The following is a 23268-nucleotide window of genomic DNA, read 5'->3' on the forward strand; positions in this document are numbered from 1 at the left end:
GCGGCCTACGCCGGGCCGCCTTCCAGCGCCTGCAGCTCGCTGGCCGTGTTGACATTGACGAAGGCCACGGCGTCGTCGAACAGCACCTGGGCGCAACGGTGGCGCGCCGTCCAGAGGTCGATCTTGCGTTCTCCGCTCTTCAGGTAGCCGGCCAGGCTCTCCAGCAGGCCAGCCTCGACAAGGCTGAATACCGGCTGCACCTGCACCCGCCCCTGTTCGCGCGTGGCGGCCATCGCGATCTCGGCGCCTTCACGCACCATCATCCCGGCAAGGCGCTGCACCAGGTCGACCGGGAACAAGGGCGAGTCGCAGGGTACGACGGCCATGTAGCGTGTCTCGCAGCGCTCCAGGCCGGCCAGCCAGCCGGCCAGCGGGCCCGGGAAGTCGGGCAGGGGGTCGGGCCACACCGGCACGCCCATCGATTCATAGGCCGCGAGGTTACGGTTGGCATTGATCATCACCGTGCCCACTTGCGGCGACAGGCGCAGCAGCGCGTGCATGGCCAAGGGCAGGCCCTGATAGGGCTGCAGACCCTTGTCACTGCCGCCCATGCGGCTGCCGCGGCCACCACAGAGGATGAGCCCGGTGATGTCGTCGCGGGTGATGCTCATGATTCCACCATGTCGAAGGCCTGGGCCTCGACCTGCATGAAGGCCGCGGTGAGCGCGGCCACGGCGCACCAGGTGGCGGCACGAGGATGCACGGCCACGCTTTCGCACAGCTTCTCGACCCAGGTTTGCAGGTGCTTGCGGAAGAACAGGCGCTGCTGCTCGAGGTTGCACACCGCCGCGTCGTCGCCGGCTATCAGGTAGCGCATGACCTCGAAGCCGTAGCTGACGTGGTCTTCGGTCTCCAGCGCATCGGCGCTGCGTGTCAGTCCCAACTGGGCCAGATCGCCGCGCAGCAGCGCCAAAGGGCGCTCGTTGAGAAAGCCGCTGAGGTAGTAGGAGCCGTAGGCAAAGACCTCGGGCTTGCCCACGCCCATGAAAAGCGCCGTGTGTTCAGCCGCAGCGGCTTCGGGCGTGGTGGCGCGCATCGCCGCCACCAGCGCCTGCCAGGGCGCTTCGAGGTGGCCGCCCTGCGGTGCCTGCGTCACGGCGACGCGGAATTGCTCCATCAGCGCCGCGTCGGGCGGCGCCAGCCACAGGCGGGCCAGCAGGCCGTAAAGCTCGGCGCGGGCCAGTTCCTCGCCCTCGTCGCTGCTGGCAAAGCCGATAGGTGCCGTGCTCATAGGTCGGTGATGCGCTGTTCGTTCGGGTTGCTGTGGATGTCGACCACGCGGCAGTCGCCGCACATCTTCAGGCGCTCGGCGGCGGTGCCCTGGAAGGCACTGTGGCCGGCCAGCTTGGTGAGCATGTTCTCGATGGCGCGCAGCGTGCCGAAGGGCTTGGCGCAGCGCACGCAGCGGTAGGGCTCCATCTCGGCCAGCACGCGCGGCTCGCGCCGTGCGCGGCCACCGTCGGCCAGCCACAGGCGCGGCGCCAGCGTGATGGCGTCTTCGGGGCAGGTGAGGGCGCACAGGCCACATTGCACGCAGTTCTTCTCGATGAAGCGCAACTGCGGCTTCTCGGGGTTGTCGGCCAGCGCCGCGGCCGGGCAGGCGCTGACGCAGCTCAGGCACAGCGTGCATTTGGCGGTGTCGACCACCAGGTTGCCCAGCGGCGCGCCGGCGGTCGGCAGCGGCAGCGCCTCGGGCAGGGGCAAGGCCTGCGCCTGGGCCAGCAGGTGGGCCAGCGCCAGCTCCAGCGTGCCGCGCTTGTCGGCCTGCACCGCGAAGCTGGCGGCGCTGGCGACGCCCTGGGCCGGCGGCGCGCGCAGCGTGGCGTCCAGCGCCGGCAGGTCGCGCGCATCGCGGGCCTCGATCAGGCGCAGGTGCTCGCCGCCATAGCCAAGGCCGCTGAGGATGGCCTGGGCCACTGCCATCTGCTCGCGCAAGGCGGCGCGGTACTCGGGCGCTTCTTCGGCGCTGAGCAGCACCCAGACCTGGCTCGCGCCCTGGGCGATGGCCGAGAGCCACAGCTCAAGGCCGATGCTGGCCGTGTGCCACACGGCCAGCGGCAGCACGCGTGCCGGCACGCCGTGCAGGCTGCGGTCGACGCGGGCACCGCGGCCGAGATCGTCGATCAGCCGCTGGCCGGCCTGCTCGCTGTGGATCAGCAGCGCGGCGTCGCGGCCACCGGCGCGGGCGTAGGCCGTGAGCATCGTGCGCAGGCGCCGGCCCTGGTCCGCCGCGCCGGGGTAGGCAAAGCTCATCGCACCACTGGGGCAGACCGTGCTGCAGGCGCCGCAGCCCACGCACAGATGCGGCTCGACGATCACGCCGCCGGCCTGTTCGCCGCGCGTGCGGCCCTTGCGCGAGGCATCGCTGCGGATGGCGCGCGTGCTGCAGACATCGATGCAGGCGCTGCAGCCTATCTTCTCATTGCGGCTGTGCGCGCACAGCTTGGGCTGGTAGGCAAAGAAGCGCGGCTTGTCGAACTCGCCGGTCAGTTCGCGCAGGGCGCGCAGCGCGGCTTGGCGCTGGCGCTCGTCGGCGCCCGGGTGGAAATAGCCCTGGGGCGGCTGGTGCATGGTGAACGCGGACTCCGCGCGCAGGTCCAGCACGAGGTCGAAGCGTTCCTGCTGCCGCAGCGGCGCGCGGGTGAAGTCGATGGCGCCAGCGGCATCGCAGACGCGCACGCAGTCGCGGTGGCGCTTGCAGGCGTCCAGGTCGACCTGGTAGTCCAGGCCGATGGCGCCCTCGGGGCAGGCGGCGACGCAGGCATTGCAGCGCGTACACAGGTCCAGGTCGATGGGGTTGGTGCTTTCCCACTCGGCCTCGAACTGGCCCAGCCAGCCACTCAGGCGCAGCAGGCGGCCGTGGTGGGTGGCGCGCGCATGGGCCTGCGCCAGCGCCCCACCTGCACCACCACCGCCGGGGCTGACCAGCACGCTCACGTCGAGCTTGTCGCCCAGCAGCTCGGCCGCCTGCTCGGCCATCTCGGCCGGCCCTATCACCAGGCAGCGGCCGCCCGAGCGGTAGCTGACCGTGGCCACCGGCTCAGGCGCCGGCAACTGGGCCGCGGCGATGAGGGCGGCGATCTTGGCCGTGGCCGCCTTGCCGTCGCGTGACCAGCCTGCGGTTTCGCGGATGTTGACGAAGCGTATCGGCCGCTCGAGCACGCTGGCCGCGCCCTCGGTCTCTTCATTCAGCTCCAGGAACAAACGGCTTTCCTGAGTGCAGGTCACCAGCAGTTCGTCGCCGCTGGCCGTGCTGTCCTTGGCCGCGCGCTGGAAGGCCGGGGCCTCGCGCCGGCACAGCAGCGTGTGGGTGGTGGTCAGGCCGTCGACGCTGGCCCCGGGCGTCTGCTCCAGCGCCTTTCTGATCGCCGGCGCATCCAGGGGCAGGGTCTGGTTGCAGTTGCAGATCAGGGTCTTCATCGGTACTCGGGAGTCCTGGCAAGGCGGGCGCGAACGAGGCTGTCGCGCAGAGCGGCGCATTATGGTCTTGGCTGCGATGGCGTCCTGGGTGCATGGGCTCGGCATAGACTGCGCCATGGTCACTGCCAGCCTCGACATCCCGCCGTCCGGCGCGCCGCGCCCCGAGCGCCCCGGCATCAACGTGGCCGTGGTCATGGAGCGCGTGGTGCAGCCCAACCAGTGGGAAGACTACGCCTTCCGCGTCGCCGAAGTCATCCCCGACGAGGGCGCCTACGGCAGCGAGCCGCGCAAGCTCTTCGACGACGGGCGCCATTCGCGCTGGCTCCACCCCGGTTACCGCATCGAGCTTTTTGCCGACGAGTGCAAGGGTTATTTCCTCAACCTCACCTCGGGACGCCCTGTCTGGTTCGTGGTCTGGCGCGTGGACGAGATCGACGCCTCGCTGGCCCGGCCGCAGACGGTGAGCCTGTCCTACATCGAATGCGACCGCTGGATGGCCGCCGAAGAGCGCGTGGACAACGTGCCGCTGGCCGACGAGCTGTGCGAGTGGTTGCGCCTCTTCACCAACGAGCACTTCAAGCCCGACGGGCCGCGCAAGCAGCGCGCCAGTTCCTTCCTGAGCCCGGAAGAGCGTGCGCGACGGGTCGCCGGCGACTGGGAACAGCGATGAGCGAGCGCGGCGACGATTCCTTCCTCTCGCGCTGGTCGCGGCGCAAGCTGCTGGTGCGCCAGGGCGAGGCGGTGGCGCCTGCGCCGGTCAAGGCCGAGGTCGTGGCTCCGGTGGTCGACCAGCCGCCGGCCGCGTCCGCGGCCGGCGCACCTGCCGTCACTGCAACCACGGAAGCCGAAGCTCCGACCCGCGTGCCGCCTCCTGCGCAGCCGCCGCCGCCGACCTTGGCCGATGTCGAGTCCTTGACGCCGGCCTCGGATTTCGCCCGCTTCGTCGCGCCGGGCGTGGACGCCGAAGTGAAGAACTCGGCCATGAAGAAGCTTTTCGCCGACCCGCACTACAACGTGATGGACGGGCTGGACACCTACATCGACGACTACGGCCGCGCTGACCCGATCCCTCGATCCATGCTGCGCCAGATGGTGCAGGCCCGCCTCATGGGCCTGCTCGACGACGAGCTGGAAGAGCAGCGGCCGGCGGAGGAACCAGCGCCCGTGGCACCCATTGCGCTGCCCGCGGCGGAGACCGTCGAGCTCGCGCCGATGCAGCCCGCCGCACCGACGGACGCATCCACGGGCGCCGAAGCCAGTCTTGCCGCGCCACCCGCTCAAGCCGGGATACCGCCCGATGCAGGGGCCGCTGCCGACGGCGCCGAGCCAGGCCCGAGCCGGGGCGCCTGAAGCCGGCCGGCCCGGTCAGGCCGCGCCAGACAAGGCTGGCGGAAGAGCGTGGGAGTCGAACCCACCTGGAACCGCTGAGCGGCCCCACCCGGTTTTGCAGACCGGACGCCCCACCGGGGAACGATCCTCTTCCATGGGATTCATGCCTGCGATGCGCCGCCGAACATCTCGGTGGCGTCGCGCCGCACGCGGCGGCCTTCGGGGTCGCGCTTGGTGAAGCCGACCTGATCGAAGAACTCTACCAGCGGCAATGACAGATGCCGGCTCAGGCCCAGTGACTCGCGCAGGTCTTTCACATTGAGTCGCCGGTGGGGCTCGGCTGCGGCCAGACGCTGCGACTCCAGCGCGAGGGCGTGCAGGTGCCTGGGTTGAATGAAGTACTCGTCGCTGACGGCGTAGAGCTTGCCGAACTGCGCCAGCTTGCGCAGCAGGCGCAGCACCTGGTCGCGGTGCAGGCTGCGGTCGCGCGCCAGCATGTCGCTCAGCTTGGGAGCGTGCAGGCCCCCTTCGTCCAGCCAGGGCCGCAGGCGTTCCCACAGCTTCTGCTCGTTGGCCAGCAGAGCCACATCCTGGCCCGCCAGGCGCAGATAGGGGCCGGCGCGCTGTACACGGCCGGTGGCGATCAGCTCGCGCAGCAGCTGGGAAAACACCCAGGCGCGCGGCTTGCTGGTGGACTGACGCTGCAGTACTTCGGGCGTGAGGCCGGGGCTGTCAGGCTGCTTTCGGTGGTGGGTGGCAAGGGCCTCGGTGAGCCCGGTTGACAAGCTTTCCAGCTGGCCGGCAGCGAACAGGCGCGTCACGGGCCCGTCGGCGAGCGCGCGGTGCGGCACGGCCTGCAGCAGGCCGGTACGTGCGGCCGGCTGCAGCTTGCGCGCCACCGTGTACGCCTCTTGCTCGACACCGGCAGCCGGCTGCAGCGCCAGGAGGTCGGCCAGCGCCGCGGCCGGGTCAGCCTGCTCCAGCGCTGCCAGCGCGGCCAGGCGCTGCGGCTTGCGCCGGTTGGTCGCAGTGGCGAAGGGGTCGATGACGCTGCCGCCGCCCAGCGTGCGCGTGGCCGACTGATCGCGCAGGATGAATCGATCACCATGCCAGGCGGCGATGTCGCGGTCCAGTTCCAACTGCACCAACGCATCAGCGCCAGGCGCCAGCGCCGTGGATTCCAGCAGCACCACGCGCGCACCGACATCGCAGGCGCCCAGGTGCAAATGTACCGGCGTCCAGTGCGCCAACTCGCGCGGCTCACCGGGCAGCAGGCGCAGGCGTGCGTCGATGCGGCGCGTGGCCACCTGCGCCGCATCGGCGACGATCCAGTCGCCGCGCGAAATGTCGCTCTTCTCCAGGCCGGTGGCGGCCAGGTTGAGTGCCAGGCGCTGGCCGGCTACACCCTGCTGGGCCTCGCGGTTCTGCGCGTGCAGGCCGCGCACGCGCACCGCCAGCTTGCGCGGCGAGACGAGCACGCGGTCGCCCACGGCCACTCGGCCCGAGACCGCCGTACCGGTGACCACGGTGCCGATGCCGGCGAGCGAGAAACAGCGATCCACCGCCAGGCGGAACAGGTCATCGTCAGCGCGCGAAGCCTGGCACAGCCGGGCTTGCAGCAGGTGTTGCTCGAGCGCGGCCAGGCCCGCGCCGCTGAAGTTGGAGACCGGAAAGATCGCGGCGCCCGCCAGCGCGGTGGGCTGCAGCAGTTCTTCGATCTCGGTGCTGACCTCGGCCAGGCGGGCGGGCGAGACCAGGTCGCACTTGGTCAGCACCACGGCACCGCGGTCCAGGCCCAGCAGGTCGAGGATGGCCAGGTGCTCGCGCGTCTGCGGCATGGGTCCGTCGTCGGCTGCCACGACCAGCAGCACATGGTCGATCCCGGTGGCGCCGGCCAGCATGTTGCGAACCAGGCGCTCATGACCGGGCACATCGACGAAGCCCATCATCCCGCCGTCGGGCAGGGGCTTGTAGGCGAAGCCCAGGTCAATGGTGATGCCGCGCGCCTTTTCTTCCTTCAGGCGGTCGGCATCGAACCCGGTCAGCGATTTGACCAGCGAGGTCTTGCCATGGTCGATATGACCTGCGGTACCGACGATCAAGGCTTGGGCGGTGGTTGGTGGATGGCTCGCGCATGTTAGCGGCCCTGTGCCCTTTCGCACCTTTGATCGACCCATTGCGGCCCTTTGGCCCGTGGCTCACGTCCGTATCGGGCCGAAGGCCTGCCTTCCTCGGTACATCCCCTAGCAAGCGAGCACTGAAATACCCATGGGCGTTGTGCACAATGCATTGGTGACATGCTCCGCTGTACCCATGTTTGAGGACAGCGCACAGCCGATGTCCGCACCCGCCCGGTCGTACCTCATGTAAGGGGAATCGCGATGAAGCCTGATCACCAACCACCCGTGGCGCGCCGCGCCCTCCTGGTGGGCGCAGGGACAGCGGGGGCTCTAGTGGCCACTGCCACCCTGGTCCCCTTGCGTGAACCCGCCAAGGCCGTTCCCAGTGCGGCCGCCCAGCCGGCACCGGATGCGGCTGCCGGCTACCGCCTGAGCGAGCACGTGCAGCAGTACTACCGCACAGCCCGCGTCTGAATCCCAGCCGCTTGCAGCAGGAGGCAATCATGTTATTGACCAAACGGTCAGCGGGAAGCGGGGGGCCATCGCCCAGCGCGCTCGTTGGCAGCCTGGCGCGCGGCGTAGCCCGCGCCATTCCCACGATGGATCGGCGCGCCTTTTTGCGCCGCTCCGGTCTGGGTGTCGGCGCCGGCCTCGCGGCCAGCCAGCTGACCCTGGTGCGCAAGGCCGAGGCCGCCGCGCCGGGCGCCACGGCCGTCGGCAGCGGCAAGGTCGAAGTCAAGCGCACGGTGTGCGGCCACTGCTCAGTGGGCTGCGCCATCGACGCCTACGTCGAGAACGGCGTCTGGGTGCGGCAAGAGCCGGTGTTCGACTCGCCCATCAACCTGGGCGCGCATTGCGCCAAGGGTGCGGCGGTGCGCGAGAACGGCCACGGCGAGTTCCGCCTGAAGTACCCGATGAAGCTCGTCAATGGCAAGTACCAGCGCATCAGCTGGGACGTGGCGCTCGACGAGATCAGCAAGAAGATGCTTGAGTTGCGCGGCCAGAGCGGCCCCGACTCGATCTTCGTCGTGGGCTCATCCAAGCAGAACAACGAACAGGCCTACCTGCTCAGAAAGTGGGTGACCCTCTGGGGGAGTAACAACTGCGATCACCAGGCACGAATATGCCACTCCACGACAGTCGCCGGTGTGGCGAATACGTGGGGCTACGGTGCGATGACGAATTCGTACAACGACATGCAGAACTCCAAGGCTGCGTTGTACATAGGCTCGAATGCAGCTGAGGCCCACCCGGTCTCCATGCTTCACATGCTGCATGCGAAGGAAAAGGGCTCGAAGATGATCGTGGTCGACCCACGGTTCACGCGCACGGCGGCCAAGGCCGACGAGTACGTGCGCATCCGCTCGGGCTCGGACATTCCCTTCCTGTTTGGCGTGCTCTACCACGTCTTCAAGAACGGCTGGGAAGACAAGAAGTACATCGAGGACCGTGTCTGGGGCATGGACAAGGTGCGCGATGACGTGATGGCCAAGTGGACGCCCGACAAGGTGCTTGAGGCCTGCGGCGTCGACGAGGCCACCTGCCTCAAGGTGGCCCGCCTGATGGCCGAGAACCGGCCCAGCACCATCGTCTGGTGCCAGGGCCAGACCCAGCACACCATCGGCAACGCCATGGTGCGTGCCTCCTGCCTGCTGCAGTTGGCACTGGGCAATGTGGGCGTGTCCGGTGGCGGCGCCAACATCTTCCGCGGCCATGACAACGTGCAGGGCGCCACCGACATCGGGCCCAACCCCGATTCGCTGCCAGGCTACTACGGCCTGGCCGATGGTTCCTTCAAGCACTTCGCCGCCGTCTGGGGCGTTGACTTCGAGTGGATCAAGAAGCAGTACGCGCCCGGCATGATGGGCAAGCCCGGCATGACGGTGTCGCGCTGGTTCGACGGTGTGCTCGAGAAGAACGAACTGATCGACCAGCCCAGCAACCTGCGCGGGCTGTTCTACTGGGGCCACGCGCCCAACTCGCAGTCGCGCGGGCTGGACGTGAAGCGCGCGATGGACAAGCTCGACCTGCTGGTGGTGGTCGACCCTTTCCCGTCGGCCACCGCGGCCATGGCGGCGATGCCGGGCAAGGACGAAGACCGCAATCCCAACCGCGCGGTCTACCTGCTGCCGGCCTGCACGCAGTTCGAGACCTCGGGCTCGGTGACGGCCAGCAACCGCTCCATCCAGTGGCGCGAGCGCGTCATCGAACCTCTGTTCGAGTCACGCTCCGACCACATGATCATGCTGCAGCTGGCCGAGAAGCTGGGCTTCGGCAAGGAACTGGTCAAGAACGTCAAACTGCAGAAAGTCAAGGGCATGGACGAGCCCGTGCCGGAGGACGTGCTGCGCGAGATCAACCGCGGCGTCTGGACCATCGGCTACACCGGCCAGAGCCCCGAGCGTCTGAAGGCGCACATGCGCAATATGCATGTGTTCGATGTGAACACGCTGCGCGCCAAGGGTGGCATCGACAAGGAAACCGGCTACAAGCTCGACGGCGACCATTTCGGCCTGCCCTGGCCCTGCTACGGCACGCCCGAGCTCAAGCACCCGGGTTCGCCCAACCTGTATGACACCTCCAAGCACGTCATGGACGGTGGCGGCAACTTCCGCGCCAATTTCGGCGTCGAGCGCGACGGCTCCAGCCTGCTGGCCGGCGACGGCTCGCACAGCAAGGGCGCCGAGATCACCACCGGTTACCCCGAGTTCGACCATGTGCTGCTCAAGAAGCTGGGCTGGTGGGCCGACCTGACCGAGGCCGAGCAGAAGGCGGCCGAGGGCAAGAACTGGAAGACCGACCTTTCGGGCGGCATCCAGCGCGTGACCATGGCGCATGGTTGCCACCCGTTCGGCAATGCCAAGGCGCGGGCCGTGGTCTGGAACTTCCCGGATCCGATCCCGCAGCACCGCGAGCCGATCTACTCCAACCGGCCCGAGCTGGTGGCCAAGTATCCGACCCACGACGACAAGAAGGCCTTCTGGCGCCTGCCCACGCTGTACAAGTCGGTGCAGGAGAAGAACGTCGACATCGGCAAACAGTTCCCGCTCATCATGACCAGCGGTCGCCTGACCGAGTACGAGGGTGGCGGCGACGAGACGCGCTCCAACCGCTACCTGGCCGAGCTGCAGCAGGACATGTTCGTCGAGATCAACCCGGCGGCGGCCAACGACCGTGGCATCCGCAATGGCGAGCAGGTCTGGGTCAAGACGCCTTCGGGCGCCCGCATCAAGGTCAAGGCCATGCTTACCGAGCGCGTGGACCGCGAGACCGTCTTCCTGCCATTCCACTTTGCCGGCAAATGGCAGGGCGAGGACATCTCCAGCTACTACCCCGAGGGCGCCCGGCCCGTGGTCGTCGGTGAGGCGGTCAACACCTCCACCACGTATGGCTACGACCCGGTGACCATGATGCAGGAAACCAAGACGACGCTGTGCCAGATCGAGAAGGCAGCATGAGGAGCGTGCGATGGCCCGAATGAAATTCATCTGTGACGCCGAGCGTTGCATCGAGTGCAACGGCTGCGTCACGGCCTGCAAGGCCGAACACGACATCCCCTGGGGCGTCAACCGCCGGCGCGTCGTCACCCTCAACGACGGCGTGCCCGGCGAGCGCAGCATCTCGGTGGCCTGCATGCACTGCAGCGATGCGCCCTGCATGGCCGTGTGCCCAGTCGATTGCTTCTACCGCACCGACGAGGGCGTGGTGCTGCACGACAAGGACGTCTGCATAGGCTGCGGCTACTGCAGCTATGCCTGCCCCTTCGGCGCGCCGCAATTCCCGAGCAACGGCACCTTCGGCCTGCGCGGCAAGATGGACAAATGCACCTTCTGCGCCGGAGGCCCCGAGGCCAATGGCTCGGTGGCTGAAAACGAGAAGTACGGCCGCAACCGCCTGTCCGAGGGCAAGCTGCCGGCTTGCGCCGAGATGTGCGCCACCAAGGCTTTGCTGGGCGGTGACGGCGACGTCGTGGCCGACATCTTCCGCACCCGCGTGGTGACACGCGGCAAGGGCAGCGAGGTCTGGGGCTGGGGCACGGCCTACGGCAAGCCCTCCACTGGCGGCGCGCCCGCCGCCAAGCCCGAAGGAACCCGTTCGTGAAGCAAACTCTGTATGCCGCCGGCCTCGCCCTGCTGTTCGGGGCGGGCCTGTCGGCCTGCACCGAGGCGCCGCAGACGGCCGGACCCAAGTCCGATGCGCGCGCCTCCGCCGGCCCCGGCACGGCCTACTCTGCCGCCGGCTGGAAGCCGGGTGATGCGGCCAGCTGGGACCAGCAGTTGCGGGTGCGCTCGCAGAGCCAGAACGAGTACACGCGCACCGGCGCCCATTGACGGGCCTCGCTGCCGCACTACCAGGAGATGGCATGACCGGCTCGATCCGTAACCTGCTGATGGCGGCCACGGCCTCGCTGGCGCTTTGCGGCGCGGTAGCGGCGCAGACTGCTGCGCCTACTGCCGCGCCGGCCGAAGCGGCCTCGCCCAAGAAGGCTCCGGCGGGCTTCGCTGCGCCGGCCGAGCCCAAGCCCGACGAGAGCAATGCGCAGCGCGCCAAGTCCCAGCCGGGCAACAACGCGCCCTTGTGGCGTGCAGTGCGCGAATCGGGCAACCAGGCGGGTACCACCTCGCTGCCCGGCGTAGAGAAAGGTGTGCTGATCCAGCCCTTCGTCAGCTACCCGGGTTCGCGCTTCACGACCGCCGGCGAGGCCTGGCGCGAGGTACGCAACCGCTGGATCATTCCCTACGGCGGCTCGCTGCTGCTGCTGATCGCGCTGTCAATCGCGCTCTTCTACTGGAAGCGCGGACCGCTGGGAGGCCACCATCCTGACACCGGCCGCAAGATCGAGCGCTTCACCTATTTCGAGCGTGCCGCGCACTGGTCAGTGGCCATCACCTTCGTCGCGCTGGCCGTCTCGGGCCTGGTCATGGCCTTCGGCAAGTTCTTCCTGCTGCCGGTCATCGGCGCCACGCTGTTCGGCTGGCTGACCTGGGCGCTAAAGACGCTGCACAACTTTGCCGGGCCGATGTTCGCCGTCGCGTTGGTGGTCTTCATCGTCGGCTACATCCGCGACAACATCCCGCGTGCCCACGATCTCGGCTGGCTGGCCAAGGGCGGTGGCATGCTGGGCGGCCACGAAGTTCCGTCGGGGCGCTACAACGCCGGCGAGAAGGTTCAGTTCTGGATCGCCGTGGTGTTCTTGGGCCTGGCCGTCGTCGGCTCTGGGCTGGTGCTGGACATGCTGTTGCCCAGCCTGAGCTACACCCGGGGCCAGATGCAGATCGCCCACATCATCCACGCCGCAGCCTCGGTGCTGATGATGGCCTTGATCGGCGGCCACATCTACCTGGGGTCGGTGGGCGTGAAGGGTGCCTACCAGGGCATGGTCACGGGCCAGGTCGATGAGGCCTGGGCGCGTGAGCACCACGAGCTCTGGTACGACGACATCAAGGCCGGCAAGATTCCGGCACAGCGCACGGGTGCGGCCGACGCCGGCCTGGGCCGCGCTTCGCACCAGACCTGAAGACCTGCAAGGATGACCTCGATGAGCAAGATCCTCACCGTCTGCGCCGGCTTGGCCGCCGCCACTCTGAGCCTGTCCGCCTGGGCCAAGCTGCCGCCGCAGAGCGACGAAGCCAAGGCCAAGGCGGCCGAGGCCGCGGCCAAGACAGCGCATGGAGGCAAGGTGGCCAACTTCCAGCTCTGCAAGAGCATGGACAAGGTGGCCGCGGCCTACTTTGCGCAGGCCAAGAAGGAAGGCAAGGCGGTCAAGCCGGCCGCCGCCACCGAGCCCTGCGCCGATCCTGGCCCCTTCGTCTACACGCCGCCACCGCCCGCCGGCGCCGCCTCGGCGGCGCCGGCCGCCCCGGCAGCGGCGGTGGCCAAGGCACCGGCGCCCAAGAAATAGGGCGCATGACGCAAGCGATGTCTGCATCCCCCGAGGCCTGCTGCGGTGCTGGCGATTGCACCTCGCCGTTGCTGCCCGGCGCGCCGCGCCTGACGCAGGCGCGCTGCGAGTTGCTGCGCGAGATCCGCATCGTCGACGAGTACGGTGATCAGCGCAGCATCTCCATCCCGGCCGAGCGTCCACTGACGATCTTTGTCGACAAGCGCGAACTGGTCACGCTGATGACCCTGGGCCAGAGACCAGAAATGTTGGTGCTGGGCTATCTGCTCAACCAGCGCCTGATCGACCGCGTGCAAGAGGTCGAGTCGGTCACGGTCGACTGGGACGTGGGCGCCGCCGCCGTGCGCACCCATGCCGGCCTGCCCGATCTGGCGGCGCGCACCGCCCACCGCGTGGTCACTACCGGCTGCGGCCAGGGCACGGTGTTTGGCGACGCAATGACGCAACTGGACTGCATCCGCCTGCCCGATTCGCGTGTGGCACGCATCCGCCAAGGCACGCTGCACCGCATGCTCGAGACCATGCGCCAGCAGGACAGCATCCACCGCCGCGCCGGCTCGGTGCATGGCTGCGCGCTGTTCCGTGGCGCAGAAATGCTGAGCTTCGTCGAGGACGTGGGCCGCCACAATGCCATCGACACCATCGCCGGCTGGATGGCCCTGCATGGCATCGAGGGTGGCGACAAGGCCTTCTACACCACGGGCCGCCTGACCAGCGAGATGGTCATGAAGTCGGCGCAACTGGGCGTGCCCATCATCGTCTCGCGCAACGGCGTCACCGCCATGGGTCACGAACTGGCTTCGCGCCTGGGCATGACGCTGTTCGGCCGCGCCGCCAACCGCCACTTCCTCTGCTATACCGGGATGGAGCGCTTCGACTCCGAGCCCGAGCCACAGCGCACGCCGGTGCGCGTGGTTGCCGGCTGAAGCCAGGTTCGAGGCGCTGGCCTCAGACCAGGCCGTCGAACAACCACACGTCGACGAAATCGCCGGCCGCCACCGAGGCCTGGTCGTGGCGCAGCACCAGCAGTGCATTGGCCTCGCTCATGCTGCGCAGCACGCCGGCGCCCTGCGATCCGGTCAGGCGCACCTGCCAACCGCCCGCCGGTGCCGGCTCGACCACGGCGCGCTGGAATTCGGTGCGGCCCGGGCGCTTGCGGATGGCGGCCGTGCAGGGGGCCTGCAGCGTGGGCAGCGGCTCGGGCCGGGCGCCGGCCAGGCGCAGCAGGGCCTCGCGGGCGAAGGCGTAGAAGGTGACCAGGGCCGCCACCGGGTTGCCGGGCAGGGCGAACAGCCACGACGGCGGCTGGCCGCCCGGCCGCTGCAGCGGCCCGAAAGCGAAAGGGCGGCCGGGGCGCATCGCCACCTTCCAGAAGGCAACCTCGCCCATCGCCGCCAGCACCTCGCGCGTGTAGTCGGCGTCGCCCATGCTGACGCCACCGCTGGTGAGCACCACGTCGGCCTGGGCCACCGCGGCTTGCAGCGTGGCCTGCAGCGCGGCGCGGTCGTCGGGTACGAGGCCCAGATCGATGACCTCCATGCCCAGGCGCTGCAGCGCGCCCATCAGGCTGTAGCGGTTGCTGTCGTAGACACAACCCGGCTCCAACGCCTGGCCCAGGGTGCGCAGCTCGTCGCCGGTGGAAAACAGCGCCACGCGCAGCGGGCGCAGCACCGGCAGCTCGGCCAGGCCCAGCGAGGCCGCCAGGCCCAGGTCGGCCGGGCGCAGCACGCGGCCGGCCTGCAGGGCAGGGCGGCCGAGGGCCAGGTCCTCGCCGCGGCGGCGGCGGTTCTCGCCGGGGGTGATGACGCCCGGCTCTATCGCCACCTGCTCGCCGGCCACGCTGCACAGCTCCAGCGGCACGACGGTGTCCAGGCCTTCGGGCATCACCGCGCCGGTCATGATGCGCAGGCACTCGCCGGCCCTCACCTCGCCGGCATAGGGGGCGCCAGCGTAGAGCGTGCCCACTGAGCGCAGGCGGGTCACGCCGCCGGCGGCGAGCGCGGCGCCGGCGAAGGCATAGCCGTCCATGGCCGAGTTGTCGTGCGCCGGCACGTCGATGGGCGAGATCACATCCGACCCCAGAACCCGGCCCAGGGCACGCGCCAGCGGCACGGTTTCGCCCTCGGTGATGGGGCGCAGCGCGGCGGCGATGGCGGCCCGTGCTTCGTCCACGCTCAGGTGGCGGTCGCCCTTGGTGAGGGGGGAAATGCCGAGTTCGGACATGGTTCAAGACTCCTGGCACCGACACGGAGCCGGTCGCCGCCATTCTGCAACGGCATGCACCGGCAAAATGGGCTCAGGCGGCGCCGCTCCTGTGCGCCGTGACCCCGTCCAACCCTAGGAAGCCGCCATGACCGTCATCGATCTGCGCTCCGACACCGTCACCCGCCCCACCGCGGCCATGCGCGCGGCCATCGCCGCAGCTGCTGTTGGCGACGAGCAGTACGGTGAAGACCCCAGCACCAATGAACTGCAGGCGCGCTGCGCCGAGCTGCTGGGCAAGGAGGCGGCACTGTGGCTGCCCAGCGGCACCATGGCCAACCAGGTGGCGCTGCGCGTGCTGTGCCGGCCGGGAGACGAGGTCATCACCGGCCGCGAGGCCCATGCCGGCTGGCACGAGACCGGCGGCGCCGCGGCCAACGCCGGGGTGCAGATCGTCGAGGTCGGCAGCGGCGGCGTCTACACCTGCGAAGACTTTGTCGCCGCCATCAAGCCCGCCGGCCTGCCGGTGTTTCCGCCGACCACGCTGGTGCAGATCGAGAACACCCACAACCGCGGCGGCGGGCTGGTGTTCGATCAGGCCGAGGTCGAGCGCATCTGTGCCGCGGCGCGCGAGCGCGGCATCGCCCGCTTCCTGGACGGCGCGCGGCTGTGGAACGCCGCCGTCGCCAGCGGCCGCAGCGAGGCCGAATTGGCGGCGCCCTTCGACCTGGTGGCGGTGGCCTTCAGCAAGGGCCTGGGCGCGCCGGGGGGCTCGCTGCTGGCCGGGTCGAAGGCCTTGATCGCGCTGGCCAACCGCCACCGCCGCATGCTCGGCGGTGCGATGCGCCAGACCGGCCTTTATGCAGCCGCCGCGCTGCACGGCATAGACCACCACCGCACCCGCCTGGCCGAAGACCACGCCAACGCCCGCGCCCTGGCCGAAGCCCTGGCCGGCAGCGCCGCGGTGCAGATCGATCTGGCCACGGTGCAGACCAACATCGTTGTCTTCCGCCTTTCCCCGGGCGCGCCCGATGCGGCCACGCTGGTGGCGCGGGCGCGCGAACGCGGCGTGCTGCTCAACGCCTTTGCCGCGCGCACGGTGCGCGCGGTGACGCATCTGGACGTCTCGGCGGCCGAAGTGGCCGCGGCTGGCGCGGTGCTGCGCGAGCTGCTGGGTTGAAGCGGCCGGTCAGCGCGTGGCCGGCGCCGGCTCGGCGAGGTCGCGCAGCATGGTGGGGCCGGCGCGGCGCTCGATCTCGGCGATCAGGCCCTTGAAGCAGCCGGCGCGGGCCAGCATCTCCATCATCACGAACATCGGCGCCACCAGGGCGCCGACGCCATCGTCGGCAAAGGCCGGCTTGCGGCCCTCGTAGTAGTGGCCGATGAGCTGGACCACGCTGCCGCAAAAGAAGAGGCCGAGGCCGCAGCCCAGCCAGAAGCCCACCGTGGCGCCGCGGCCCAGTTGGTGGGCCAGGGCCACAAGGGCGCCCATGGCCAGCACGGTGGCCGCGCCTATGCCCAGGCGGCCGCGCGTCAGGTACCAGGCGGCCACCAGCGCGAAGGCGATCCAGGCCGGGGTGAGTGCCAGGCCGCCCAGGGCCAGCGCCGGCCGCGACAGCAGCACGCCCAGGCCCAGCACGATGAGCGGCACGCCCACCAGGTGGGTGACGATGTTGCGACGGTCGCGGTGGTGCCCCGCGTAGTGCGCCAGCAGGTCGACGGCGGGGCGGAACGGCGAAGCCATGGCAGATCTCTCCTTGCTGGCACACTCTAGCGCGTCCGGGCAATCCCCGCAGCATGAACTGGGCCTGAAATGAGCATCAAGAGCGACAAGTGGATACGGCGCATGGCGCAGCAGCACGGCATGATCGAGCCGTTCGAGCCCGGCCAGGTGCGCCAGTCGGCCGACGGCCAGCGCATCGTCAGCTACGGCACCAGCAGCTACGGCTACGACATCCGCTGCGCGCCGGAATTCAAGGTCTTCACCAACATCTACAGCACGGTGGTGGACCCCAAGAACTTCGACGAGAAGAGCTTCGTCGACATCGAGGCCGATGTCTGCATCATCCCGCCCAACAGCTTCGCGCTGGCGCGCACGCTCGAATACTTCCGCATCCCGCGCAATGTGCTGACCATCTGCCTGGGCAAGAGCACCTATGCGCGCTGCGGCATCATCGTCAACGTCACCCCATTCGAGCCCGAATGGGAGGGCTATGTGACGCTGGAATTCAGCAACACCACGCCGCTGCCGGCCAAGATCTACGCCGGTGAGGGCTGCGCCCAGGTGCTGTTCTTCGAGAGCGACGAGGTCTGCGAGACCAGCTACAAGGACCGCGGCGGCAAGTACCAGGGCCAGCGTGGCGTGACCCTGCCCAAGACCTGAGCCAGAGCCGGCCATGAAGTGGGAAGGCCAGGAGCAGAGCGACAACGTCGAGGACCGCCGCGGCGATGGCGGCGGTGGCCGGCGTGGCGGCATTCCGGTGATGGGCGGCCGTGGCCTGGGCCTGGGCAGCGTCGCCATCGCGCTGGTGGCCGGCTGGATCTTCGGCATCAACCCGCTCACCGTGCTGGGCCTGCTCGAGGGCGGCGGCGCGCCGCCCGCCGCCCAGGCGCCGGCGCGGCCGGCGCACAAGCCGCCGGCCGAGGACAAGGCCGCGGCCTTCGTCTCGGTGGTGCTGCGCGACACCGAGCAGGTCTGGGGCCGCGTCTTCCAGGCCGCCGGTGGCCGCTATGACCAGCCGCGCCTGGTGCTGTTCCGCGGCGCCACGCCCACGGCCTGCGGTACGGGTGAGTCGGCCATGGGCCCCTTCTACTGCCCGGGCGACAGCAAGGTCTACATCGACCTCGACTTCTTCGACACCTTGAGCCGCCGCCTCGGCGCGCCGGGCGATTTCGCCCAGGCCTACGTCATCGCGCACGAGGTCGGCCACCACGTCCAGCACCTGATGGGTGTCACCGACAAGGTCGACCAGGCGCGCTCGCGCATGAGCAAGGCGCAGGCGAATGCGGCCTCGGTGCGGGTCGAACTGCAGGCCGATTGCCTGGCCGGCGTCTGGGCCCATCACAGCCAGCAGGGCAAGGGCTGGCTGGAGCGTGGTGACATCGAGGAGGCGCTCAACGCCGCCTCGCGCATCGGCGACGACACGCTGCAGCGCCAGAGCCAGGGCCGCGTCGTGCCCGAGAGCTTCACCCACGGCAGCAGCGAGCAGCGCATGCGCTGGTTCAAGCGTGGCATGGATGGCGGCGTGGTGGCGCAGTGCAACACCTTCGAGGCCAAGCTCTAGGCGCACTGCCGACCGCACTGCCAATCTAGGGGTGGCCGCCGCGCCAGCCTCCCCTCGGCGCCTACACTCGCGCCGACCGCAAGCTGGCGGGGGCTCGTGGGCCGAATCGACGCATGGCCGTGGCATCAGAACGATTCTGGGAGGACTTGCTGCTCTTCATCGAAGACGGCAAGGTGATCCCCGTGGTGGGGCCTGAACTCGTCACCGTCGCCGATGGCGAGCAGCAGATTCCGCTCTACCGCTGGCTGGCGCGGCGCCTGGCCGACCGCATCGAGGTGCCCGAGGCGGCGCTGCCGCCCGACTACCAGCTCAACGACGTGGTCTCGCACTACCTGCGCGACGGCGGCGAGCGCGAAGGCCTGTACTCGCGCATCCTCAAGTTGCTGCGCGACGGCAAGCCCCAGCCCTCGCAGCCGCTGCGCGACCTGGCCTCGATCCCGGCCTTCGACCTCTTCGTCACGCTCACCTTCGATTCGCTGCTGGCCGAGGCCCTGACGCAGGCCCGCCACGGCGCCGCGCCGCGCCAGATGGCCTATTCGACGCAGACGGTGGCTGATCTCGCTGGCGGCGAGCGCAGCGTGCCGGTGGTCTACCACCTGCTGGGCCTGGCCTCGTCGTCGCCCGAGTACGCCATCTGCGACGAAGACCTGCTCGAGTTCCTGCACGCGCTGCAAGACCGCCAGCGCCAGCCGCTCAAGCTCTTCGACGAGCTGCGCAGCCACCACCTGCTCTTCCTGGGCTGCGGCTTCGGCGACTGGCTCACGCGCTTCTTCCTGCGCACGGCACGCGGGCTCGAGCTGTCGCAGAAGCGCAAGCGCTGGGACGTGCTGGTCGACGCGCGCAGCGGGCAAGAACCGGCGCTGGCGGCTTTTCTGTCCAGCTTCAGCATCGACACCAAGGTCTTGCCCATGCCGGCGGCCGAGTTCGTGGCCGAACTGGCGCGGCGCTGGCGCGAGGCCCACCCCGAGGCCGCCGGCAGCGCTGCCGCCGCTGCAGACGCGGGCAGCAGCAGCGGCGACACCGCGCCGCGCGAGGGCGCCGTGTTCGTCAGTTATGCAGCCGAAGACCTGCAGGCCGCCAGCGTGCTGGCCGAGGGCCTGCGCGCGGCCGGGCTCGAGGTCTGGTTCGACAAGAAGTCGCTCGAGGTCGCCGGCGACTGGGCCCTGGCCATCGAGCGCGGCATCGAGCGCTGCTCGCTCTTCCTGCCCGTCATCTCGCAGGCGGCGCTGGCCGAGGAAAACCGGCGCCGCTACTTCTGGCGCGAGTGGAACGCCGCTTCCGAGCGAGCCCGCGGCATGGCGCCCGACGAAGAATTCATCGTTCCGGTGGTGGTCGACGAAACGCGGCTGGACCGCACAAACTTGCCCGACACCTTCACGCGCAAGCAGGGCCCCAGCCTGCCCGGGGGCCGGCTCACGCCCGAAGTCGGCCAGCGCCTGACCGAGATCGTGCGCAACTTCCACCGCCGCCAGCGGAGGGCCTGATGAACGCCGCCACGCTGCCCCGGCTCGACCCCCAGCATCCCTGGCCCGGCCTCGACTCCTTCGACGAGAACGACAGCGCCTATTTCCACGGCCGCGAGGGCGAGGCCGCCGAGCTGCTGCGCCTGGTCGAGCGCGAACCGCTGACGGTGCTGTTCGGCCGCTCGGGCCTGGGCAAGAGCTCGCTGCTCAAGGCCGGTGTCTTTCCGGCGCTGCGCGAACGCGACCTGCTTCCGGTCTACCTGCGCCTGGGCCATGGCGACGGCCTGCCGCCGCTGCGCGAGCAGGTCTATGCCGAACTCGACCGCGCCTGTGCCGCGGCCGGCGTGCAGCCGGCGCGGCGCGAGGGCGACGAGGCCCTGTGGTCGGTCTTCCACCGCCGCGATGCCGAGTTCTGGAGCGCCCGCCACCGCCTCGTGACGCCGGTGCTGGTGTTCGACCAGTTCGAGGAAATCTTCACCCTGGGCCAGCGCAGCGAGGTGGCGCGCGCCCAGGCCGAGGCCTTCATCGCCGAGCTGGCCGACCTGGTGGAGAACCGCCCGCCAGCCGACGTCAAGCGCCTGCTCGAGGACGACCCGGCGGCGGCGCGGCGCTACGAGTTCCGCCGCGCCACCGTGAAGCTGGTGCTGAGCTTCCGCGAGGACTTCCTGGCCGCTTTCGAGGGCCTCAAGACCCTCATGCCCTCGCTCATGTACAACCGCCTGCGCCTGCTGCCCATGGCCGGCGCGCAGGCCTATGCGGTGGTCACGCGGGCCGGCGGCGCCTTGGTCGATGACGAGGTGGCGCGGCGCATCCTGCGCCTGGCCTGGAAGAACGACGCCGCCACGCCGGCCCTGCAGGCCGAGTTTGAGCGCATCGAGATCGACCCGGCGCTCTTGAGCGTGGTCTGCAGCGAGCTCAACCACAAGCGCCTGCAGGCGAGTCCGCCGCTGGCGGCCATCACGCCGGCGCTGCTGGCCGGCGCCGACCGCGAAATCCTGAGCGGCTTCTACGAGCGCGCGATGGCCGGGCTGGACGAGCGCGTGCGCCGCTTCGTCGAGGACGAGCTGATCACCGACCGGGGCTTCCGCGACAGCCACGACTGGGACGACGCCCTGGCCTTGCCCGGCGTCACGCGCGAGGCGCTCGAGGTGCTCGTCGCGCGGCGGCTGCTGCGCGTGGACGAGCGCCTGGGCCAGCGGCGGCTGGAGCTGACCCACGACGTGCTGACCCGCGTCGTGCGCGACAGCCGCGACAGCCGCCGCACGCGCGAGGCCGAGGCCGCGGCGGCGGCACGCGAGGCCGCGGCCCAGCTGCAGCAGCGGCGCAACCGCCGCAACGCGGCCCTGGTGCTGGCCGGCGTGCTGCTCACTGCGGTGCTGGGCGCCCACACCTATTGGCAGGGTGGCGTGGTGCGCGAGGCGCGCCGCCTGGCCGACCAGAAGGCCCAGGAGGCGAAGCTGCTGCTGGCCGAGGCGCGCAGTGCGCGCCTGATGGCCAGCGCCGACACCTTGCAGGCGCGCCAGCTCGACGCCGCGCTGCTGGTCAATCTCGAGGCGCTGCGCGAGGCCCCCACGCTGGATGCGCGCGCCGGCCTGCAGCGCCGCTTCGACAGCCGGCCCGGCCTGGCAGCCTATCTCAGCGCCCACGCCCGCGAGGTCACCGCGGTGGCCTTCAGTGCCGACGGCCGGCAGCTGGCCTCGGCCGGCGAGGACGGCACCCTGATCCTGTGGGATCTGGCCACCCGTGCGCCGCTGGCCACGCTGGCGGGCCCCAAGACGCCGATCAGTGTGCTGGCCTTCAGCGCCGACGGCAAGCGCCTGGCCGCGGGCAGCCGCAGCCTGCCGGCGGTGACGCTGTGGGACGTGGCCGCGCGCAAGCTGGAGGCCACGCTGGAAGGCCACCGCTCCAACGTCTGGGCCCTGGCCTTCAGCGCCGACGGCAGCACGCTGGCCAGCGCCGGCACCGACAAGCAGCTCATCTTGTGGGACGTGGCCGCCCATCAACGCAAGGCCAGCCTGGCCGGCCACGAGCGCACCGTGCTGGCCCTGGCCTTCAGCCCCGACGGCCGCCGCCTGGCCTCGGCCGGCGGCGATGCCGCGATCCTGCTGTGGGACTTGCCCGCCGGCCGCGTTGCTGCGCGCCTGGCCGGCCACGCCGGCGAGGTCAACGGCCTGGCCTTCAGCGCCGACGGCAGCCGCCTGGCTTCGGCCGGCAGCGACCAGGCGGTGATGGTCTGGAGCCTGGCCGGCGCCGCCGCGCCCAGCGCGCTGAAGGGCCACAAGAGTGCGGTTGCGCGTGTGGCCTTCGCGGCCGACGGCAAGCGCCTGGTCTCGGCCGGGGTCGACCAGACGGTGATCCAGTGGGGCCTGTCCGACGGCAAGCCGCTCGCCACCGTCGATGGCGTCAAGGGCCTGATCGCGCCGCGCATGGCGCTCAGCGCCGACGGCAGCCAGATGGCCTCGACCAATGGCGAGCAAAGCGTGCTGCTGTGGGATCTGGCGCGGCGTGCGGCGCGCACCGCCCTGGCCGGCCACGCCAAGGAGGTCTACAGCACGGCCTTCAGCGCCGACGGGAAACGCGTGGCCACCGGCGGCAGCGATGCGCTCGTCCTGATCTGGGATGCGGCGCAGGCCAAGCTGCTGCACAGCCTGCGCGGCCACGAGGGCGGTGTCTGGGGCCTAGCCTTCACGCCCGACGGTGCCGTGCTGGCCTCGGCCGGCGAAGACGGCACGCTGCGCCTGTGGGATGTGGCCAAGGGACTGGCCCTGGGCAAGCTGGAAGGCGACAAGGGGCACAAGGGCCGCGTCCTGGCCCTGGCCCTCAGCGCCGATGGCAAGCGCCTGGCCTCGGCCGGTGAAGACCACCAGGTGATGCTGTGGGATGTGGCCTCGCGCAAGCAGATTGCGGTGCTGGCAGGCCACACGGCCGAGGTCACGGCGGTCGCCTTCAGCCCCGATGGCACGCGGCTGGTATCCGCCAGCAACGACCGCAGCGCCATCCTGTGGGACCTGGACAAGAAGCAACCGGGGGCGCGACTGGATGCCCAGCGCGGTGCGCTCTTCGGCCTGGCCTTCGCGCCCGACGGCCAGACACTGGCGACGGCCAACGAAGAAGGCTCGGTCACGCTTTGGGGCCTGGCCGGCAACAGCCTGGTGGCCACGCTCACCGGCCATGCTGATCGCGTGAGCAGCGTCGCCATCAGCGCTGACGGCCTCTGGCTCGCCACCTCCAGCGCCGACCGCACGGTGGCGCTGTGGGATCTGGGCCGGCGCCAGCTGCTGGCCAGCCTGGGCGGCCCCGGCGGCGAGGTCAATGCCGTGGCCTTCAGCCCCGATGGCAGGCGCCTGGCCGCGGTGTCCGACCGCGGGCCGGCGGCCGAACTCTTGGACCTGGACGCCGAGGTGCTGGCCCAAGCCGCCTGCCGCAGCGCCAACCGCAACCTCAGCTGCCAGGAGTGGCGCCAGCATGTCGGTCTCGACATCGCCTGGCGCAAGAGCTGCCCGGCGCTGCCGGGACCGGCGCAGGCCTGCCGCTGAGATCGCGGCAGG

The 23268-nt window shown here is 70.2% G+C and carries 19 protein-coding genes and 1 tRNA gene; 13 read left to right on the forward strand and 7 right to left on the reverse strand.

Going from position 1 to position 23268, the window contains the following annotated elements; translation table 11 throughout:
* Positions 1 to 5: 5 nt before the first annotated feature.
* From mobA to JMV16_RS17030, 3 genes are read right to left on the reverse strand one after another with little or no spacing between them, the layout of a single operon-like run.
* Complete coding sequence (gene mobA, locus JMV16_RS17020; RefSeq protein WP_201495485.1) at positions 6 to 611, reverse strand: molybdenum cofactor guanylyltransferase MobA; 606 nt, start codon at positions 609 to 611, stop codon at positions 6 to 8.
* A complete protein-coding gene (locus JMV16_RS17025; protein WP_201495486.1) occupies positions 608 to 1231 on the reverse strand; it encodes a molecular chaperone in 624 nt (207 codons plus the stop codon). The genes mobA and JMV16_RS17025 overlap by 4 nt, the downstream gene beginning before the upstream one ends.
* Positions 1228 to 3420: a 4Fe-4S binding protein gene (locus JMV16_RS17030; protein ID WP_201495487.1), complete on the reverse strand. Its 2193-nt coding sequence runs from the start codon at positions 3418 to 3420 to the stop codon at positions 1228 to 1230. Before JMV16_RS17030 ends, JMV16_RS17025 begins: the two co-directional genes overlap by 4 nt.
* A gap of 115 nt (positions 3421 to 3535) precedes the next feature.
* On the opposite strand from JMV16_RS17030, the gene JMV16_RS17035 reads away from it, so the two are divergent.
* Both JMV16_RS17035 and JMV16_RS17040 read left to right on the forward strand, forming a co-directional pair.
* Positions 3536 to 4090 carry a DUF3305 domain-containing protein gene (locus JMV16_RS17035; protein ID WP_201495488.1) on the forward strand — a complete coding sequence of 185 codons (555 nt, stop codon included), beginning with the start codon at positions 3536 to 3538 and terminating at the stop codon, positions 4088 to 4090.
* Entirely contained in the window at positions 4087 to 4770 is a 684-nt protein-coding gene (locus tag JMV16_RS17040; RefSeq protein ID WP_201495489.1) for a DUF3306 domain-containing protein, read from the forward strand. Before JMV16_RS17035 ends, JMV16_RS17040 begins: the two co-directional genes overlap by 4 nt.
* Before the next feature lie 36 nt (positions 4771 to 4806).
* Here the strand turns inward: JMV16_RS17040 and JMV16_RS17045 are convergent.
* Both JMV16_RS17045 and selB read right to left on the reverse strand, forming a co-directional pair.
* Positions 4807 to 4903: transfer RNA gene (locus JMV16_RS17045), tRNA-OTHER, on the reverse strand.
* Positions 4904 to 4910: 7 nt separating this feature from the next.
* Positions 4911 to 6851 carry a selenocysteine-specific translation elongation factor gene (gene selB / locus JMV16_RS17050; protein ID WP_201495490.1) on the reverse strand — a complete coding sequence of 647 codons (1941 nt, stop codon included), beginning with the start codon at positions 6849 to 6851 and terminating at the stop codon, positions 4911 to 4913.
* A gap of 521 nt (positions 6852 to 7372) precedes the next feature.
* Here selB and JMV16_RS17060 point away from each other — a divergent pair.
* Genes JMV16_RS17060 through JMV16_RS17085 form a run of 6 tightly spaced genes read left to right on the forward strand, consistent with a single transcriptional unit; the run spans position 7373 to position 13697 of the window.
* Positions 7373 to 10327, forward strand: coding sequence for a formate dehydrogenase subunit alpha (locus tag JMV16_RS17060; protein WP_201495492.1), 2955 nt, complete (start codon positions 7373 to 7375; stop codon positions 10325 to 10327).
* Positions 10328 to 10337: 10 nt separating this feature from the next.
* Positions 10338 to 10970: a formate dehydrogenase FDH3 subunit beta gene (fdh3B, locus tag JMV16_RS17065; RefSeq protein WP_201495493.1), complete on the forward strand. Its 633-nt coding sequence runs from the start codon at positions 10338 to 10340 to the stop codon at positions 10968 to 10970.
* Positions 10967 to 11200, forward strand: a complete 234-nt coding sequence (locus JMV16_RS17070; protein ID WP_201495494.1) for a hypothetical protein — start codon at positions 10967 to 10969, stop codon at positions 11198 to 11200. Before fdh3B ends, JMV16_RS17070 begins: the two co-directional genes overlap by 4 nt.
* 32 nt (positions 11201 to 11232) lie before the next feature.
* Positions 11233 to 12387: a formate dehydrogenase subunit gamma gene (locus JMV16_RS17075; RefSeq protein ID WP_201495495.1), complete on the forward strand. Its 1155-nt coding sequence runs from the start codon at positions 11233 to 11235 to the stop codon at positions 12385 to 12387.
* Positions 12388 to 12408: 21 nt separating this feature from the next.
* Positions 12409 to 12771: a hypothetical protein gene (locus JMV16_RS17080; RefSeq protein WP_201495496.1), complete on the forward strand. Its 363-nt coding sequence runs from the start codon at positions 12409 to 12411 to the stop codon at positions 12769 to 12771.
* Positions 12772 to 12788: 17 nt separating this feature from the next.
* Positions 12789 to 13697: a formate dehydrogenase accessory sulfurtransferase FdhD gene (locus JMV16_RS17085; RefSeq protein WP_201495497.1), complete on the forward strand. Its 909-nt coding sequence runs from the start codon at positions 12789 to 12791 to the stop codon at positions 13695 to 13697.
* Between the two features lie 22 nt (positions 13698 to 13719).
* Here the strand turns inward: JMV16_RS17085 and glp are convergent, their stop codons facing one another.
* Complete coding sequence (gene glp, locus JMV16_RS17090; protein ID WP_201495498.1) at positions 13720 to 14994, reverse strand: gephyrin-like molybdotransferase Glp; 1275 nt, start codon at positions 14992 to 14994, stop codon at positions 13720 to 13722.
* 127 nt (positions 14995 to 15121) lie between these two features.
* Here glp and JMV16_RS17095 point away from each other — a divergent pair, with 127 nt between their 5' ends.
* Positions 15122 to 16153 carry a threonine aldolase family protein gene (locus tag JMV16_RS17095; protein ID WP_201495499.1) on the forward strand — a complete coding sequence of 344 codons (1032 nt, stop codon included), beginning with the start codon at positions 15122 to 15124 and terminating at the stop codon, positions 16151 to 16153.
* A 9-nt stretch (positions 16154 to 16162) separates the two neighbouring features.
* On the opposite strand, the gene JMV16_RS17100 is transcribed toward JMV16_RS17095, so the two are convergent.
* On the reverse strand, positions 16163 to 16717 hold the full coding sequence (locus tag JMV16_RS17100; RefSeq protein ID WP_201495500.1) for a DUF962 domain-containing protein: 555 nt from the start codon (positions 16715 to 16717) through the stop codon (positions 16163 to 16165).
* A 69-nt stretch (positions 16718 to 16786) separates the two neighbouring features.
* Here JMV16_RS17100 and dcd point away from each other — a divergent pair, with 69 nt between their 5' ends.
* The 4 genes from dcd to JMV16_RS17120 all read left to right on the forward strand — a co-directional run bounded on the left by dcd (position 16787) and on the right by JMV16_RS17120 (position 23256).
* Positions 16787 to 17356: a dCTP deaminase gene (gene dcd / locus JMV16_RS17105; protein ID WP_201495501.1), complete on the forward strand. Its 570-nt coding sequence runs from the start codon at positions 16787 to 16789 to the stop codon at positions 17354 to 17356.
* Between the two features lie 13 nt (positions 17357 to 17369).
* Positions 17370 to 18257, forward strand: coding sequence for a neutral zinc metallopeptidase (locus tag JMV16_RS17110; protein ID WP_201495502.1), 888 nt, complete (start codon positions 17370 to 17372; stop codon positions 18255 to 18257).
* Between the two features lie 113 nt (positions 18258 to 18370).
* Positions 18371 to 19741: a toll/interleukin-1 receptor domain-containing protein gene (locus JMV16_RS17115; RefSeq protein ID WP_201495503.1), complete on the forward strand. Its 1371-nt coding sequence runs from the start codon at positions 18371 to 18373 to the stop codon at positions 19739 to 19741.
* Positions 19741 to 23256: a PD40 domain-containing protein gene (locus tag JMV16_RS17120; RefSeq protein WP_201495504.1), complete on the forward strand. Its 3516-nt coding sequence runs from the start codon at positions 19741 to 19743 to the stop codon at positions 23254 to 23256. Before JMV16_RS17115 ends, JMV16_RS17120 begins: the two co-directional genes overlap by 1 nt.
* Positions 23257 to 23268: the final 12 nt, after the last annotated feature.

Source organism: Rubrivivax sp. A210 (assembly GCF_904426505.1).
GTDB lineage: Bacteria > Pseudomonadota > Gammaproteobacteria > Burkholderiales > Burkholderiaceae_C > Rubrivivax.